This is a genomic window from Leptospira ainazelensis, from assembly GCF_016918785.1.
Taxonomy (GTDB): Bacteria; Spirochaetota; Leptospiria; order Leptospirales; family Leptospiraceae; genus Leptospira; species Leptospira ainazelensis.
Map to the genome: position 1 here is coordinate 99,252 of NZ_JAFFPT010000013.1, position 16,379 is coordinate 115,630.

General features: G+C 41.4%; 14 protein-coding genes and 1 other RNA gene. 12 read left to right on the forward strand and 3 right to left on the reverse strand.

Annotated features, from left to right (window positions below; all coding sequences use genetic code 11):
• Nucleotides 1-11 precede the first annotated feature (11 nt).
• The 6 genes from JWG44_RS03540 (at nucleotide 12) to JWG44_RS03565 (ending at nucleotide 7,413) form a co-directional block, all read left to right on the forward strand.
• Nucleotides 12-626 carry an ACT domain-containing protein gene (locus JWG44_RS03540; protein ID WP_205273634.1) on the forward strand — a complete coding sequence of 205 codons (615 nt, stop codon included), beginning with the start codon at nucleotides 12-14 and terminating at the stop codon, nucleotides 624-626.
• Between the two features lie 158 nt (nucleotides 627-784).
• Complete coding sequence (locus JWG44_RS03545; protein WP_205273582.1) at nucleotides 785-2,254, forward strand: HD-GYP domain-containing protein; 1,470 nt, start codon at nucleotides 785-787, stop codon at nucleotides 2,252-2,254.
• A gap of 331 nt (nucleotides 2,255-2,585) precedes the next feature.
• Nucleotides 2,586-4,067, forward strand: coding sequence for an HD-GYP domain-containing protein (locus JWG44_RS03550; protein ID WP_205273583.1), 1,482 nt, complete (start codon nucleotides 2,586-2,588; stop codon nucleotides 4,065-4,067).
• A 65-nt stretch (nucleotides 4,068-4,132) separates the two neighbouring features.
• Complete coding sequence (gene aroC / locus JWG44_RS03555; protein WP_205273584.1) at nucleotides 4,133-5,275, forward strand: chorismate synthase; 1,143 nt, start codon at nucleotides 4,133-4,135, stop codon at nucleotides 5,273-5,275.
• Nucleotides 5,276-5,438: 163 nt separating this feature from the next.
• Entirely contained in the window at nucleotides 5,439-6,899 is a 1,461-nt protein-coding gene (locus JWG44_RS03560; protein WP_205273585.1) for a 2Fe-2S iron-sulfur cluster-binding protein, read from the forward strand.
• The gene (locus tag JWG44_RS03565; protein WP_205273586.1) at nucleotides 6,886-7,413 is read left to right on the forward strand and encodes a NuoI/complex I 23 kDa subunit family protein; all 528 of its coding nucleotides are present in this window, start codon (nucleotides 6,886-6,888) and stop codon (nucleotides 7,411-7,413) included. The genes JWG44_RS03560 and JWG44_RS03565 overlap by 14 nt, the downstream gene beginning before the upstream one ends.
• 62 nt (nucleotides 7,414-7,475) lie before the next feature.
• Here JWG44_RS03565 and JWG44_RS03570 read toward each other — a convergent pair whose 3' ends face one another.
• The gene (locus JWG44_RS03570; RefSeq protein WP_205273587.1) at nucleotides 7,476-7,724 is read right to left on the reverse strand and encodes a DUF433 domain-containing protein; all 249 of its coding nucleotides are present in this window, start codon (nucleotides 7,722-7,724) and stop codon (nucleotides 7,476-7,478) included.
• A 618-nt stretch (nucleotides 7,725-8,342) separates the two neighbouring features.
• On the opposite strand from JWG44_RS03570, the gene JWG44_RS03575 reads away from it, so the two are divergent.
• The 3 genes from JWG44_RS03575 to JWG44_RS03585 are packed head-to-tail and all read left to right on the forward strand — an operon-like array spanning nucleotide 8,343 to nucleotide 11,225.
• Nucleotides 8,343-8,867 carry an RNA polymerase sigma factor gene (locus JWG44_RS03575; RefSeq protein ID WP_205273588.1) on the forward strand — a complete coding sequence of 175 codons (525 nt, stop codon included), beginning with the start codon at nucleotides 8,343-8,345 and terminating at the stop codon, nucleotides 8,865-8,867.
• Nucleotides 8,868-8,877: 10 nt separating this feature from the next.
• Complete coding sequence (gene rsx / locus JWG44_RS03580) at nucleotides 8,878-10,248, forward strand: LIMLP_03685 family anti-sigma factor (protein ID WP_205273589.1); 1,371 nt, start codon at nucleotides 8,878-8,880, stop codon at nucleotides 10,246-10,248.
• A gap of 44 nt (nucleotides 10,249-10,292) precedes the next feature.
• Nucleotides 10,293-11,225: a hypothetical protein gene (locus tag JWG44_RS03585; RefSeq protein ID WP_205273590.1), complete on the forward strand. Its 933-nt coding sequence runs from the start codon at nucleotides 10,293-10,295 to the stop codon at nucleotides 11,223-11,225.
• Between the two features lie 39 nt (nucleotides 11,226-11,264).
• Here the strand turns inward: JWG44_RS03585 and JWG44_RS03590 are convergent, their stop codons facing one another.
• Nucleotides 11,265-11,486, reverse strand: a complete 222-nt coding sequence (locus JWG44_RS03590) for a hypothetical protein (RefSeq protein WP_205273591.1) — start codon at nucleotides 11,484-11,486, stop codon at nucleotides 11,265-11,267.
• Nucleotides 11,487-11,659: 173 nt separating this feature from the next.
• On the opposite strand from JWG44_RS03590, the gene ssrA reads away from it, so the two are divergent.
• Nucleotides 11,660-12,010: a transfer-messenger RNA gene (ssrA, locus tag JWG44_RS03595) on the forward strand.
• 300 nt (nucleotides 12,011-12,310) lie between these two features.
• The gene (locus JWG44_RS03600; RefSeq protein ID WP_205273592.1) at nucleotides 12,311-12,961 is read left to right on the forward strand and encodes a DsbA family oxidoreductase; all 651 of its coding nucleotides are present in this window, start codon (nucleotides 12,311-12,313) and stop codon (nucleotides 12,959-12,961) included.
• 21 nt (nucleotides 12,962-12,982) lie between these two features.
• Here the strand turns inward: JWG44_RS03600 and JWG44_RS03605 are convergent, their stop codons facing one another.
• The gene (locus tag JWG44_RS03605) at nucleotides 12,983-14,875 is read right to left on the reverse strand and encodes an adenylate/guanylate cyclase domain-containing protein (protein WP_205273593.1); all 1,893 of its coding nucleotides are present in this window, start codon (nucleotides 14,873-14,875) and stop codon (nucleotides 12,983-12,985) included.
• A 198-nt stretch (nucleotides 14,876-15,073) separates the two neighbouring features.
• Here JWG44_RS03605 and JWG44_RS03610 point away from each other — a divergent pair, with 198 nt between their 5' ends.
• On the forward strand, nucleotides 15,074-16,327 hold the full coding sequence (locus tag JWG44_RS03610; protein ID WP_205273594.1) for a valine--pyruvate transaminase: 1,254 nt from the start codon (nucleotides 15,074-15,076) through the stop codon (nucleotides 16,325-16,327).
• Nucleotides 16,328-16,379: the final 52 nt, after the last annotated feature.

Below are 16,379 nucleotides of genomic sequence, written 5' to 3' on the forward strand. Positions count from 1 at the left end.
GGCTCAATGCGATGATTAACTTTCACTACAAAGAGGAAAACGGACTTTATACTGTGACCCTCAAAACGTCCGAAACGGCTCCGGGTACTCTTCATAAGATGGTGAAAGCGATGTTCTTTATGGGTTGGGAAATCGTTTCCGGCGATATCCAGACGATCGAAGAAAAAGGACAGTTGTACAGTTACGACGTTTTTACTTTGAAATCGGAAGAAACGGATTCTAAAATCAAAGCTTCCAAACTGGGGATTCTAATGTCCTCGGTATTTACGGAAGATTCGGCTCTGGAAGAGATCATTCATCATTCCAGCGAAATCGATCTTAGAAATACCTACCACCTTAGCAACGATTCTAAACTCGATTTTGAAGATGTAGAAGGCGGAAATAAAACAAAACTATATCTGGAAGCTCCCGATCGTAAAGGACTTCTCTATTTTGTTACGGGCGTTCTAAAAGAAAACGGAATTAACATTCATTCCGCTACGATCCGAACGGATCGAACCGGAAACCAAGCTCAGGATACGTTCATTTTGTCGGATTCAAAAGGGAGCGGTTTTGCCGGCTCTTCCCTGGAAGAAAGAGTGAGCAGAAATATTCTCGAAATCAGTCTGAATTCTTCCTGGAAGTAGTTTGGAAAATATTTTTTTCGTCACATAAGAAAATATTCGGTGCAATGGGCGCATTCCTGCCTTTTATTGGATTAAGAACGGAATTCCGAAAAGCGTTTTTTTCACGTTATGTAACCTTAACCACTTCTTAGACAAATTTCAATTTTACGACGATTTGCATGGACGCACAAAAAGATTTACAGAAGTTCGATTTCACTGAAGAAATCATTCAGCATTTTAAGATAAACAGCGTCATTCCTGTGGACTTTTACAACAGGAACGGTCAGATCCTCATTCATAAAAAGGAAAACGCAAACGGCGAAGACATAACCAAACTTCTCAAGTTTGAAAGTCAGGGGATTTATTTTCTCAAATCCGAATATGAAAAAATCTCGGGTGGTAAACAAGCCTCCGGACCCAATAGCGTCAATGGCCGCGAAGTAAGTTTTTCTAAACTCGTAAACTCCGAACTCACCGTCGATCTTGCAAAAAACGCGGCGGGCTTTTTATCGGAGCTGAAAAAATTTCCGTTAAACGGCGGTCAAGTCAGACAACTTTCCAAATCGATCGACGGAATCTTGGACGATTTCCGATCCACTCCGGATATGGAAAACGGTTTGGTGAACATCATCGAAGTTATGAGTTCTGCCGGTGTTCCGATGGATTCCGAAGTGCTGACCAAACGAACGGTAATTTCTATGGCGATGAAAGTAAGAGCCGGAAAGGCTTTTACCAAAGTCGACATGGAACAAAAAAAAATCGATCAGATGAATTTGATGATGTCCTCTTATTTAGCGGACGTCGGTTACACTCAAATGAAAATTCCGGTGCAGAAAGATCTGAAAACTGAAGAATTTGAATATATCAAAAATCATCCGATTATAAGTTATCTTATGGTCGCAAATCTTCCCGATCTTGACGACAATATCAAAACTTTGGTTCTCAATCACCATCGTCCTCACAAAGGCGAAGGGATGAATAATAATTATCCTCAACCAAAGGTTCTCGTTCAAAAACTAAATCTTTACAAAGAAAAATACAAGGACGATCCGAAACGTACCGTTTTAGTCGCGGATATCCAGAAACAGATTCGAAATATTCTTACCAATAACCTTCCGATGGACGATATCGGCGTGATTTCGATCGCCGGAGAATTTGCCTCTCTAACCACGAAACAGGAGTGGAGGGACGCATACGAACCTTTGGTTGCGATGAAACTGATATTGAATAACAGTTTTTTTGCATATAATGAAAAAACCCTCCGGGACTTTTACGATCATATCGGATTGTCGCTCTGCAACAACCAGCCGTTTATCAGGGAAGGCGACTTTGTTATCGTAGTAACGCAGGATTCCAATCAAAAGATCTTTTTCGAAGTTTGTATTATTCGCGAGATGTATCGGACTCAGATTCGTCCTATGCTCGAAAGAATCGGAACGATTCGTCCAAACTTCAGCAATATGGGAAAGCTGAGGATTTCAGGTTTTGATCTAAATTCATTCAAACTGGATCGAAGAAAGGCGATCTTTAATCTGGAGAAGAATCAGGATCCAAGAAGAATCATCTACGTCCTCGACTCCGAAATGGACGGAAAGCTTTATGAAGAACTGATCAAACAAACCGGTGAAATCCCGAAAGAAAGCGCGTAAGGTATTTCCGAGTCTCCTTTGAAAAAGAACGTTTGAATTGTTTCAAAATTTCGATTCTTTTTGGTTTTATCGGGATCGATCGAAAAGATCGTTATGCGACACCGCATTTCCTATCGCCTGCTTAAATAGTGTACATTCGTCCTTAAATCGGATCTTTCCGAAACGGATTTTTCCCTTAAGAATGGAAAATAAAATCGTCTTCGAAGTGTCATAAATAATTTTTTTCCAGTCATATATTCCAATCGCTAAGAAAGGGTTGCCTTTACCTTCTATGGTACGCGATTCTCTCCCAAACCAACGCCTACGGGCAATTTAAAAGAAGAGTTGTAATATGAGCGTTAACTCACATTCTGTAAATAAAGAACTCCTAGAAAAATTTGAATTCACTTCGGACGTAATCAAGAGTTTTGTAAGCCAGAGCGAAATCCCCGTAGATTTTTATAATAAGAATGGTCAAATTCTAATCCACAAAAAGTCGGATGCTTCTGAAGAAGACATTACCAGACTTCAAAAATTCGAAAGCCAAGGTATCTTTTTTCTTATATCAGAAAAAGATAAAATAGTTAAGAATAAAAAACCGGACTCGATTCACGGTCGTGGAGTTTCTTTTACGAAACTGGTCAATACCGACCTAACGATCGCGCTCGCAAGAGAAGCCTCGGATCTTTTGGAAGAACTGAAACATTTTCCTCTTAATAACAACCATATCCGAAAAGTTCAAAAAGGAATCGATGATATCCTCGTGGACTTTAAAGCGAGCTCCGATATGGAACTCGGACTTGTAAATGTGATCGAAGTTATGAGACAAGCCGGAGTAAAAACGGATTCGGAAATCATGACCAAAAGAACCGTAATCTCTATGGCGATGAAACTCCGCGGAATGAAAGCTTTGAATAAGGCTGAAAACGATCTTCAAAAAGCGAAACAACTAAACGTTATGCTCGCTTCCTATATGGTCGATATCGGAAAGTCCAGGATGAAACTTCCGAATCATTCCAATCTCAGACCGGAGGAATTCGACTATATTAAAAATCATCCGATCATCAGCTATCTTATGATCGGAAACCTTACCGGAATCGATTCCGAAGTTAAATCGGCGGTTCTCAACAGTCATAGAACTTTTCGCGGGGAAGGTTTGAACAACAATTATCCTTCTACGAATATGTTGATTCGGAAATTGACCGAATATCTTCAGAAATACAAAGACGACAAAACCAAACAAACGCTCATCGAAGATATTCAGAGACAAATTCATCACTTGTTGAACAGTACTTATACGGATGAGGATCCGGGAATCATTTCCATCGCAGGAGAATTCGCCTCTCTCAGTTCCGAACAGGATTGGCGCCCCGCTTTTAACGCTCTCACTTCGATGAAATTGATTTTAAACAACAGTTTCTTTTCTTATAACGAAAAGATCGTTCGCGACTTCTTCGATCTAATGGCGCTGAGTCTTTGCGAAAACCAGAGCGTACTCAATCCGGGGGATTATATCATCGTAGTTTCAATGGATTCTCAGAGAAAGGTTCATTTTGAAACCTGTGTCATCAAAGAAATTTACAGACACCAGACTAGACCGCTTTTGGAAAGAATCGGAACGATTCGACCGTTGATTACGAACAAGGGTAAGATCAAGATCGAAGGATACGATCCCCATTCTTTCCGTGAAGATAAAAGAAAGGCGGTTTTCAATTTGAACAACAGCATGGATCCAAGAAGAGTCATCTATATGATCGATCCTGAATTAGAGCCGAGTCTTTTCGAGAAGGTCGATCAGAATTTTAGAGGAACCGCGCCTCGTTCCGTCGCCTGACAAAACTGAAGGATTCTTCCAGAAACGCGCTTTATCCCTAGGGTTTACCTTGTTTTCTTGGTATTATGCCTTCAAGTTGGGGAAAAATTTTTAAAGTCAGTACGTTTGGAGAATCTCACGGCGAGTCTGTGGGCGTTGTCGTCGAAGGAGTTCCGGCCGGAATTCCCATTCGTTTAGAAGAGATTCAAAAAGACTTAAACCGACGAAGACCGGGTCAGAGTAAACTGACCACTCCTCGGGACGAAGCCGATACCGTTCGTGTTGTCTCCGGTGTTTTCGAAGGGAAGACGATCGGAGCCCCTATTGCGTTGATCGTAAACAATCAAAATACGATTTCAAAAGATTACGAAAATTTAAGAACCGCCTTCCGACCTTCCCACGCGGATTATACATACCAAGTAAAATACGGGTTTCGCGCCCACGTCGGCGGCGGTCGCTCTTCAGTACGAGAAACGATCGGCAGAGTAGCTGCGGCGGCCATAGCAAGAATGATACTCAAGGACGATTTAGGAATCGAAACCGTAGCTTGGGTCGATTCGATCGGGCCGGTTCAATCCAAGATCGGTGAGAATTATCCGAAGTCGCGGGAAGAAGTCGATCAAAACGAAGTTCGTTGTCCCGATGAGTCCAGCGCCGATACGATGCGAAACTTGATTCTTAAAATGAAAGAAGCGGGGGATAGCGTCGGAGGAACGATCAAATGTGTTTCTTACAATCTTCCACCCGGTCTGGGCGATCCAGTTTACGATAAGCTGGATGGGGATCTTGCAAAAGCGATTCTTTCGATTCCCGCATGCAAAGGATTTGAAGTGGGTTCCGGTTTTTCGGGAACACTTCTCACAGGAAGCGCGCATAACGATGAATTTTATGTCGAAGAAGGAACCGGACGTGTTCGAACCAAAACCAACAATTCCGGCGGACTTCAAGGCGGAATCTCCAACGGGGAAGAGCTCGTGATCCGGGCTGCATTCAAGCCGACTTCCACGATTTTTAAAAAACAGAATACGGTAACTCTCAAGGGAGAAGAAACTACTTTGGAAGCAAAGGGCCGTCACGATCCTTGTGTTCTTCCCAGAGCTGTTCCTATCATCGAAGCGGTAGTGAACTTGGTTCTTGTCGACGCTTATCTCTACCAAAGGGCGATCAATCCTCTCTGGTTTCAGAAATGGGCGACCGTTCCGGATTATTACAAAGACTTAGAGCTTTAAGAATCAGTCTCAAAATTGACGCAAGACTTTCCGATTTTTCCGAAGAAATGGAAAGCGGAAGAGCGAAAACAGGGAACTTTTAGAAACGGGTTGCCAGAATGAGAACGGTACGTTTCTATAGAATTGTTTCCCAATACCCGGGTTTAATCAAAAGGATGATTCCATGGTAAAAATCAAAATCGACGGAATCGAGTACGAGGTGGATGAGAAAAAAAATCTTATCTCTGCTGCGAAAGACGCCGGAATAGAAATTCCTTTCTTCTGTTATCACCCTAAACTTTCCATCGTAGGTATGTGTAGAATGTGCCTCATAGAAATTGAAGGGGTTCCAAGACTCCAGGCAGCCTGCAATACTAAGGTCACCGAAGGCCTCTCCATTTTTACAAAAAACGATCGAATCAAAGAAGCGCGCGAAGGAACGATGGAGTTTCTTCTTGCAAACCACCCTTTGGATTGTCCCGTATGCGACAAGGCCGGGGAATGTCAACTTCAGGATAACGCATTCAAAGAGGGAAAAGGAAATTCCAGATTTACATTAGAAAAACGGAATGTTCCACAGGAAGAAATCGGATCCAATCTCATCATCAATCACAACCGTTGTATAGTTTGCTACCGTTGTGTTCGATTCGAGGAAGAGATCGTGGGAGAATCCAATCTCGGACTGTTCGAAAGGGGATATCATTCGATTATCGGACTTGCGAAGAATGAACCGATTCATCATAATTTTCAAGGCGCCCTCGCGGATCTTTGTCCGACAGGAGCTCTACTCAACAATAAGACATTATTCAAATCGAGAGTTTGGTGGTATAAAACCGCCGAATCCATTTGTCACGGTTGTAGCACCGGCTGCAATATCACTACGAACGTAAGAGACAACAAAATGTATCGTTATATGCCGCGGATCGACGAGGAGAAGGATATGTATTTCCTCTGCGACAAAGGTCGTTTTGATATCGATTGGCTGAATGAAAACCGTCTTTTTGCTTATTATCAGGAAGGAAATTCTTCCGAAAGCGGAGTTGTTCTTCCTGCGATAGCGGAGAAAATCAAACAGGCAAATCGGATCGCTATTTTGGGCGGTGCGTCCGAATCCAATGAGAATTTGAAATCCATTCTGCAAAGCGCCGGGTCATTCGGAAAATCCATAGTTTTCGAAGTCCGCGTGAATTCCGCTCAATCCAAAGCTCCCGAGCAGAAGGATTTTTTAATGACTACCGATCTAAGACCGAATACAAGAGGCGGCGTGGACGCGGGGTTCATTTCTACGCAGGGAATCGAATCGATTCAAAAGTCCGTTGAATCCGGCGATATCGACCTTGTTTTCGTAATTAAGGAAAATCTAAAGGAGGTCCTTCCTTCGATTTCTCCCAAGACAACCGTTGTCGTCTTGGATACGAATTTGACTTCGGATCTTTCGGACGTCGCGTTTGGAGTTCCAATTCAGACTTTTGCCGAACAAGCCGGTTCTTTTACGAATAAGAACGGTTTGAATCAGCGTTTTCAAAAAGCGATGGATCCTCCTAAGGGATTGTTGAGTTCCGGAGCCGCCTTCCAAAGACTCTCAGAATTAGTCAAAGAATCGACTTCTTCTCCAAAGGAGGTTAGCTCAATTGGGAACCGTTAATGTAATTCATGTTGCAAGCCGACATAAGCTCACCTGGTATGAGAAATTCTATTTTTATTCCATTGGAAAGGGACTTTGGATCACTCTCAAACATTTTATCAGAGCCACTCTTCTAAGGGGCGCGGTTACGATAGAATTTCCCGAAAAGAGAAGAAAGTATTCTACTCGTTTTCGCGGAATGCATACGATGAAACGCGACGAACAGGGAAGAGAAAGATGTACGAGTTGTTTTTGTTGTATGTGGATTTGTCCTGCGGATGCGATTTATATCGAAGCCGCGGAAGTAACTCCGGAAATTCAACATCTGCATCCCGAAGATAAATTCGCCAAAAAATTTGAAATCAATTTGTTGCGTTGTATTTTTTGCGGTTTGTGTGAAGAAGCTTGTCCGAAGGGAGCTATCTATTTGGACGGCCCTGGAGAGATGGCAACCGATAATCGGGAAGATTTGATTCTCACAAAAGAGAGAATGATGCAAAAAGTAGGCGGGCCGATTCTAGGAGAAAGGGTTTAAAAACTTTCTCCTAGTTTAAGAATTAAATTATAGATTAGTTTTCTAACAAGGATTCCAAACTCTTAACTTACTTTCTGTTTTAAGTATTCGTTTTGTCTGGCAATTTCCAACTTAGCTTCCAAATAAGCAACGGTCGCGTCAATGTCGTCATTTGAAATTCCGGGATATTCGCGAAGGATTCCTTTTCTAGACATTCCCGATAAAAGCAAGTCTAGTATTTCTAAAACACGGACTCCGGTTCCTTTGATAAAGGGTTTTCCGCCCAAATACCCAGGAATCATTTCAATCGAAGTAAACTCGTCGTTACTCATATATACTCAATAACAGTGAGACCCTCTAAAATTTGTAGCGGAAAAGTTTTTTTCGAAATTCGCTTCCTCTTTATTTTTTTGTATACTGCATTTTTGAAATTATATTTCTCTTTCGACTTGTTCCCCGAATTTTAAGGAACATAAGCTTTCAAAAAATCTCCTAAAAATTACTTTGATGAACTGCTCGAAGAAGAGGAGGAAGAGGAAGATTCGGAAGGACATTTCGGGTAAAACGCTTCGCAAGAAAGTAGAAAAACAATTCCTTGATTGGAGGTGCAGAAATTAGTGATCGGTTTGTCCGTGCTCATCGTATTGAAAATGCAGTATGAGAATAGTTTTTCGTAACATTCACTCCTCTTTTTGTTTTTACCTGCACAACTCGAACTTTGCGGTTCGAAATCGTGGGAAGCGCATTGTAAGAGAAAAGAAATTAGGAGAATCAACCGCAACCGATTGAGAAAACCTTTACTTGGCAGAAATGGCTCATTTGCGGATTTTTGTGACATAATTTTAGGAGGCTTCGATAAACAAAGGAACGATTTAATTTCTTTTTGTGCTTTTAGGATCAGAATTTCTTTGAAAAATTGCAAAAAACCCCGGTTTCATTGCATTTTATAAATGGTCCATTCCGATTCTACAGATTTTTCAACCCTCTACGAAGAAAACCATAAGACTGTTTACCACTTTCTTCTCAAAATATCCGGCGATCCGGAAGTTTCGGAAGATCTTACACAAGAAGCCTTTCTAAAAGCCTTCACTTTTTTTGCAAAGTTCGATCCGAATATTGCTTCCTTTAGCACTTGGGTTTGTTCCATTGCAAAAAATTTGTATTTCAAGCATTATAATAAACAGAAAAAGGAATTTGGAAATCTTAGCATCGGTGATCTGGTCCTAGATATAGAAGTAAATCCGGAAATTCCTGAAAATTTAGAGAAAGCTTTTTTAGAAAAAGCAATAAAAGATTCAATTGAGAGTCTTCCTGAGCCCGAAAAGAGTATAATACTATTTAAGGAACTAGAAAGGAAAACCTTAAAAGAAACCGCGTCGGCGCTTGGAATCTCGGAAAGGACAGTCAGCAGAAGATTGATTTCTGCCGTCTCTTTACTAAGAGAGAAAATGGAAAAACAAGGACTACAATTCTAAACTCTACACTATGAAGTTGAAAGTTGATAACATAGAACAATTCGAGGACCTGCTGGGGAAATATCTCTTTGGCGAATTGAATGCGGAAGGTAAGAAAGAATTACTGAATTTCGTACTCAAAAACGAAAAGGCCCGTTCTATATATCAGGCTACGACTCAAACAAACTCAATCGTAACCTACGCGCTTTCGGATTTGGAAAAAGGGAAGGGGTCAGGTTCCGGGGAGAATCGTTTCGGAAAACTATTAGAATTCAGAAATTCCGTATTTCAATCCGGTTGGATCGTTTCCAGTTTAGCCGCTGCGATTTTTCTTGTCTCCGGGGTTTCGATCTGGCTGGGTTTTCAGTCCGATTCAAGCGCAAAACTGGAACAAGCATTTATCAATTCTTATGGAGATTGCAAGATCGACGGAATTGCTTCTCAACCCGGGGCCAATCTTCTAAATCGTAAATTGGTCTCCGGCAACTATTCAATTTGTGAATTCCAAGTGGAAGGGGCAAAGAGCGTAGCGGTGCGCGTTCTCCCGGATTCGGAAGTTTCCGTGACGGGGGATCGAAAAAATTCTTCAGTAATGGTGGATCGTGGATCGGTGCTCATTGACTCCGTAAAAAGTGAAACGGATCCATCGGAGGGTTTGCTCTCGATTCTTTCTCCGGATGTGCGCGCTCTTTTAGTCGGTACAAAAGTCGTTTATTCTCGAAAGATCGGAGAATTTCATTCCGATTTGGATTTGAATGTTTTGGACGGAAAAGTCGAGATTGAAACCGGTCCTTCGGTTGCCTTTGAAAAAACCGCAAACACTCTGACCGAAGAGGAAAGGGAATTTTTAAAACTCAATTTCCCGATTTTATTTCAAAGTAAAAAAGTCGAAATCAACCGGGGACAATCTTTATCTTGGAAAGGGATTCCGGAATCCGGTCTCAAAAAAATCCGATCCCTGGAAAAGAGTATCGAAGAAGCGAAAGCGAAAGGAATCAAAGTCGAAGGCGATTTCGTTTTCGCACTTTCGTCGGACGTTCAAAAATTAAACGGAGATCATATTTTTGCGATCGATCAAAATTTAAGTAAGAAGATTAAGAATCTCCTTCCAAGCGAAGAAAAAGATCTTACGGCTAAATTCAATTCTATGGTTCGTTTTCCGCCGACCGATTTACACGAAGTCGAAAAGTTAAAGTCCTTGGTCGCAAAATTGGACAATACTCCTCTGATTCAAATTCTAAAAGATAAGAATCAGCCGGACATTGAAAGAGTCATCTATTTCAAGGACGGCTCGAAAGTGAAAGGTTTTGTCTATCAGCACGATAGCTTTTATATTCTTCTGAAATCGGACGGAAATCTATTGTTTCCAGTCGATGCTGTCGACTCGATCGATTTCGAATAAAAGACTCGATCATTTTATACAATTCTCTGAAATTATCTATAAGTTTGATTCGTATCGACGAATTTAGCAAAACCATGCGAAATCAATCGAAACTATTGTTGTGTCCCAAAAAAAACAATATCTGTTTTTTCATTTTTATCCTTTGTGTTTCGCTTTTTTTCCCCTGTTTTTTAGAGGATTTATCCGCGGATAACGTCATCCTGAGAAACGGAATCGAATATAAAAACGTAAAGACCGTATTAGGAAAATCCTCGGTTACGATTGAATCCGAAACGGGTTCCGTGATTCATATCCCCATTCAGTCGATTAAGTCCATTAAGTCGGTTCCGATTCAATGGACTAATACATCTAAGAATTCTTTGACGTCCGAAGACGAGAATGCCGGCAACGGGAATGATTTATCGAAAGATTCGAAAACGAATTCGGACCCGCGGTCTTCGGCTGGAAGTAATTTCGAGACTGCAAAACAATCGGTTCGAGAGGCTTTTCCAAGTTTGATTCCCGGATGGTCGGGTCTCTATCTATTAGGTTATCCTTCTTTAGGCGCCTTGTTCTCCCTTACCGAACTTTATCTTGTTCACTTGATTTCGTTGTATTCGAAACCGGCGCCCCGTTTTTTCGATGATCCGGCAAATTTCCTTTCTGCATATGCGAATCTTGATTCTAATATTTCCTCCGAAAATCCGAAATTTATCAGTTTGGTGTTTACTTATGAAAATGCTTCTTTGGTAAAGGATCCGATTTCAGGCGGGTATACAACCGAAGAGAAAATCAAAGAAGGGAGAGAGAGAGCGGTAACCGGATTGATTTCCGTTTTGCTTTTGGATTTTTCCGTTACTCAAGCGATTTCTATGGTAAGTAAGAGGAAAGATAAAATTTCTATGGAGAGCGGTTCTTTTGAACTTAAATTCGGAAGTCGTTTTAGGCCTGAGGTAGGAGAATCGGAATCGAAGTTTTCCTTGGTTTATTATTTTTAGGAGGGCCCCCGTTTTTATTCTGGGCAGCCCTCTTTTTTATTAAGCAGTTGCGGAATCTCTTCCTATCTTTCCTAAGAAATATAAAACTACGCCGACGGCCACTAAGCCTGCACGAATTGCCCAACCGGTCGCTACTCCCCAGTTGTCGATCCACATTAAAATCTTTAAGTTGTAGTTGAAAAAACTCAAAGCTCCGGAAACGATTCCCGCGAAGGAAAGAAAAGCTCCAAACGAGGAGATCTTATCCTTGATTTGATCCATAATATTTGCACCCCTTTCAATGAATTAACTACAAGGTTAACAGCTGAAATCTTCTTTTTTCTCCTTTTTTAATTCAAAGTCTTCTTTCTTTCCTATAAAATTCTTGTTTTGATAAAAAACTTGCGAGCGCTTCTAAGTTTTTAAATTCTGACAGTCTAATTAAAAGATAACTCGGGGACGAAATTGGTTTCGACTGTTGTTGTCAGGGATTATGTGGCGTGTAGAGGTTGTAGGCTCCTCTCAAAACCTTCAAACAATAACCGCTAATAACGAATTAGCCCTAGCAGCTTAATCTCTGCTACGGAACCTTGGTTCTTTCTCCTGAGGGCCAAACGTTCTGACACTTTTCGGGAGGCGTCTCTTTTGGTTTTCGGTTCCTGAGAGAGATCGTATTTGAGCTGAATAGGAAAGAGAGTCCTGTCTGTGGGTTAAACTCAATCCGACAACTTTATACATAGACTACACACGTAGAGGCTAATCTGGGGCGCAATAGGACGCGGGTTCGAACCCCGCCGTCTCCATCGCATTCATTTGAATTGATTGTATCGATTTTAGAATTCTCTCGGTCCGGATTTTTTCCATCACTTCGATGCACTTTTCTTTTTCCAAAAAATATGGAAATCTCGAAATTCTCCATCTAAGATCTTCCCTTCGAAATTTGAATTCTAAACGCTTTATGTTTGAACCGTACCCGACTTTCAGAAGTCTGATACTTATAAGATTCGATTTTGTTAGGAACCAAGAAAAATAAGCCTCACATTCTTATCAAAGAACCGCAATCATTGGATTTAATTTTTTTCCTTTAGGGAGTTAGGAGATGGAAATTGGAAACTAAAATTTCAATTTATTCGGACGTCGTTTGTCCTTGGTGTTATATCGGAAAAAAAAGAATCGAGGAAGCGATCGAACTTCGTAAAAAGTCCCATCCCGATGATAAGATTGAAATTGAATGGAAGGCTTTTCAACTCAATCCAGATCTTTCCAACGAAGGTGAAGATCGAGTTTTACACATGACCCGAAAGTTCGGTTCTTTGGAGCGGGTCAAGATGATGGTGCAAAGAGTAGCCGATATCGCGGTTGCCGAGGGTCTTCCCTTTTCTACGGAACAACAAGGTCATCAGCCGAATACGTTCTTATTGCACGCGTTGATTCGAAGAGCGAAAGACAAGGGAAAGGCATCCGAACTTGCCGGAATCTTCTTCAAAAATTTCTTTGCGGAAGGCAAGAATCTTTCGGACGCGAACGTAATCTTGGAAAGTTTGAAACAAGCCGGTTTGGATGAGGAAGACTTCAACTACATTAAAGAAAATGAATCTCTTTTAAAAGAAGTTCAAGAAGAAGAATTGAGAGGACGGCAATTGGGTGTTTCCGGAGTTCCATTCTTTGTCTTTAACGAAAAATACGCCGTTTCCGGAGCGCAGGAATCCGGCGTATTTTTGCAAGTTTTCGATCAACTGGCGAAAGAAACTCCTTAAAGGAAAAAACTTTCTTTGTGTTTATTTGAGATCGTAGACTAGCTTATAAGCAACGTCTTCTTCCTTTGACCAGGGTAATTGGAAAGGAACCTTTCTTACTTTTAGTCCGGCTTCTTTCAAATAATTCCGAATTTCACTGTCCCTGAAAATCGCTTCTGAAAAAGCGATTTCTCCCGAATCTGTGATTCCCTGGAGTTTAGAAGCATAGTTTACGGTGTTTCCAAAAAAATCGATATTGCTGTTTAGGTTTACGGCCAGACATGGTCCTGTATGGACGCTGATTCGAATTTGGATTCGATTTTCAGGAGATATCTGAAATACCTTCTGCAATTCAACGGAGGCTAATAAAGAATCCAACGGGCTTGAAAACGAAGCCATCACCGCGTCTCCAATCGTTTTTACAACGGCCCCTCTGTTCGCTTTGATGATACGAAAAACTTGTACGAAGTGTTCTCTTACTTCTTTGAACGCCCCCGTATCACCCTCTGAAATATAGAATCGAGTGGAGCCAACAATATCCGTAAAAAGAATCGTTTGAACTCCGATATCGAGTTGAAGATCGGAAGCGATTGCCTGTTCCGTAAATAAATCGCGGAATTCTTGAAAGTTAAATAATTCCGCAGGCCTTAGGCTGTAAGCGTCTTCTTTTTTTTCTTCGATGACAAATGTTCGCGGAGAAAGTTCGCTGTTGTAGATTTGTACCGTGGGTCCGGGGCTTGCCGTAAGTTCTTGTTCCGATTGGTCGGCGGTCCAGCGAATCGTTTCGTTCGAGGACGGTTGTAGTTCCAGAAGATTGTATTTTTTTTCCCCCGCGATTCTAAGACGATAGATTCCGTCCGTTAATAATAAATTTGTAATGTATTCCGCTCCGGGCGGAATCGTCCTTTGAAAACGGATATGGGACTTTGTAGCCGGTTCCGCGGCGCAAAAATATCTTTTTTGAACTTCTCTTATCGAAGGGTGAATGTGAAACGTAATTTCGATCGTATTGAGTTTGGAAGATTCAAAATCGATTCCACAGACGTCGCAGGAGTCCTGCGATGGAACGTCGCCCAGGTTGTTGAGTTCGGACCTTACACCTCTACAATGCGGACAGATTACGTCCCAGGAAAGAGTAAAAAGACCCTGTCTACAACCGTGCAAAAAAAGCAGCAAAAGAGTTTCCAAGGGGATTTTCCAATCCAACGCCAACTTTTTAATTCGAATTCGATAGAGTTCGTTTTCATCCTCGGAAAGAATATAATGAATGACTCGATCGATCAAAGATTCTTCGATTCCTTCCCGCACTAAATTGTCTCTGATTTGTTTTAGTTTTAGGTTTTCCGCGGCCGGCTCCGATTTTTTCAGAGCGTTATTAAAGTCTATAATCGAATCGTTTCTTTTTCTGGTTTTGATGTCTTCCAGAACTCCCAAAAGTCCTTTTTGGTAGTCCTGAAAAAGTTGTTTCATTCCGATGGGAAGGATGAGCTTTCCTAGAATTCCTCTGGGGATCCAGCCGAAATACACTGTGAGTTTTGTTTTGTTAGGCGAAAGTTTTTCCGTTAAATATCGACATCGAACGTATTTACCGAATCCTTTACTATAGATTCTTGCGTTATTCAAACCTTTGCAATATTCCCATTCCCAAGGAACTTCCTCCCATTCCATGAGTATGCCCGCGTTTCTGGAACGACCGAATAACTTGCCTTCCTTTTCCACGTATTTCATTTCGGGAATGCCGATTCTTTTGTTAAACGAAGAGGTATCGATGAGCCAGGGCCAAAGAGATTCTAGGTCGATATCCAATTCGAATTCCCAAAGTACCTCCACCGGTTTTCCCGATCGGGTCCATTCTTCGTCCCAAGGATATTGTTTTAAGAATTCGCCGAGATCTAAAATTTCTTTGGATTTGATTTTAGTCTGATTAGTTTCCATGTCGATTCTCCGGTTCCCGTAAAAAATTTGTTTCTATAATTCGTGATCATAAATTCTGCAAGAGTGTTTTAGACGATTCTTACAATCATAAAAGGAATGGGAAGACGATCCGATTCTTCGTAAAAAGAATCCACAAAATTTCTCTTTTCGATTAGATTCTGTTTCCTGCTTTAGAGTTTGGAAGAAATTTGGTACGGTATGGAATATTCTCAATTTGGACAAAAATTCAAGAAGCAAACCGGAATCGGACAACTGATGGATGATTTGGGCAATCCTCCGGCCGGCGCGTGTATGCTGGGAGGAGGAAATCCCGCTTCGATCCCCGAAGTCGCGGAAGTTTGGAAAAAAATTCTGTCAAAACAAATCGAATCCGGAAGTTTAAAAAGAATTCTCGGTAGTTACGAATCTCCGGCGGGAGTTCAAGAGCTACGAGAATGTGTCGCGTCCATTTTATCCGAAGAATCCGGAACTAATATCTCCGAAAATCAAATCGCTATCACCAATGGAAGTCAGAACGCATTCTATCTTTTGTTAAATTTTTTCTCGGGCAAATTTCAAAAAGGCAAAAATAAAAAAATTCTTTTTCCCATTCTTCCGGAATACATAGGATATACGGATCAGACTTTGGAAGCGGATTCTTTTTTATCGTTTCAGCCGAAAATTCAAGAGATCGATTCTTATTCTTATAAATATTTTATCGACAAGGAAAAGTTTGAAACCGTGCCCGATTGGAAAGAACAATCGGGTTGTATCTGCGTCTCTCGGCCTACGAATCCTACCGGAAACGTGATAACCGATGCGGAATTGGAATTTCTGATTTCAAAAGCGAAGGAGGCCGACATACCTTTGTTAGTCGACAATGCCTACGGTTTTCCTTTTCCAGGAGTTGTTTTTGCGGAAAGTTCCTTCATTCATAACCCCGGGATGATTCAGGGATTCAGTCTTTCCAAGCTGGGACTTCCCGGAGTGAGAACCGGATTTGTTTTGGGCGATCCGGAAACGATAGAACTTTTGCACAAAGCCAATTCGGTTATCAATTTGACGAGCGGAAGTCCGGGCCAGTATATCGCACTCGAACTTTTCAGTTCGGGAGAATGGAAACTTTTATGTAAGAACGTTATTCGGCCTTATTATCAGAGGAAGTCCGAGTTTGCAAGAGAGGTGATTCGCCAAAACTGGAGTTCGAATCTGGATTATAGAATTCACCAAAGCGAAGGCGCTTTTTTTCTTTGGGTTTGGGTAAAAAATTTAAAACTTACGGTTTCGGAATTATATCCGATTCTAAAAGAAGCGGGCGTGATCATCGTTCCCGGTAAAACTTTTTTTCCGGGAGCCGAGCCGAGTTGGGCTCATAGAGAGGAATGTTTTCGTTTGAGTTTTGTGAGAGAAGAGAAGGAGATCGAAGAAGGAATTTTGAGAATCGGTCGAGTATTGGAAAAATTCTCCAAATAAAAAGGTTTCGTCCTGTCATTCGGAATGGAAGACTGGATACTTAGAAAGATTC

Bases quoted from the DNA above. Each gene is read 5' to 3' on its own strand.
- JWG44_RS03540 (WP_205273634.1), top strand. From the start codon at position 12: ATGATTAACTTTCACTACAAAGAGGAAAACGGACTTTATACTGTGACC.
- JWG44_RS03545 (WP_205273582.1), top strand. From the start codon at position 785: ATGGACGCACAAAAAGATTTACAGAAGTTCGATTTCACTGAAGAAATC.
- JWG44_RS03550 (WP_205273583.1), top strand. From the start codon at position 2,586: ATGAGCGTTAACTCACATTCTGTAAATAAAGAACTCCTAGAAAAATTT.
- aroC (WP_205273584.1), top strand. From the start codon at position 4,133: ATGCCTTCAAGTTGGGGAAAAATTTTTAAAGTCAGTACGTTTGGAGAA.
- JWG44_RS03560 (WP_205273585.1), top strand. From the start codon at position 5,439: ATGGTAAAAATCAAAATCGACGGAATCGAGTACGAGGTGGATGAGAAA.
- JWG44_RS03570 (WP_205273587.1), bottom strand. From the start codon at position 7,724: ATGAGTAACGACGAGTTTACTTCGATTGAAATGATTCCTGGGTATTTG.
- JWG44_RS03575 (WP_205273588.1), top strand. From the start codon at position 8,343: ATGGTCCATTCCGATTCTACAGATTTTTCAACCCTCTACGAAGAAAAC.
- rsx (WP_205273589.1), top strand. From the start codon at position 8,878: ATGAAGTTGAAAGTTGATAACATAGAACAATTCGAGGACCTGCTGGGG.
- JWG44_RS03590 (WP_205273591.1), bottom strand. From the start codon at position 11,486: ATGGATCAAATCAAGGATAAGATCTCCTCGTTTGGAGCTTTTCTTTCC.
- JWG44_RS03605 (WP_205273593.1), bottom strand. From the start codon at position 14,875: ATGGAAACTAATCAGACTAAAATCAAATCCAAAGAAATTTTAGATCTC.
- JWG44_RS03610 (WP_205273594.1), top strand. From the start codon at position 15,074: ATGGAATATTCTCAATTTGGACAAAAATTCAAGAAGCAAACCGGAATC.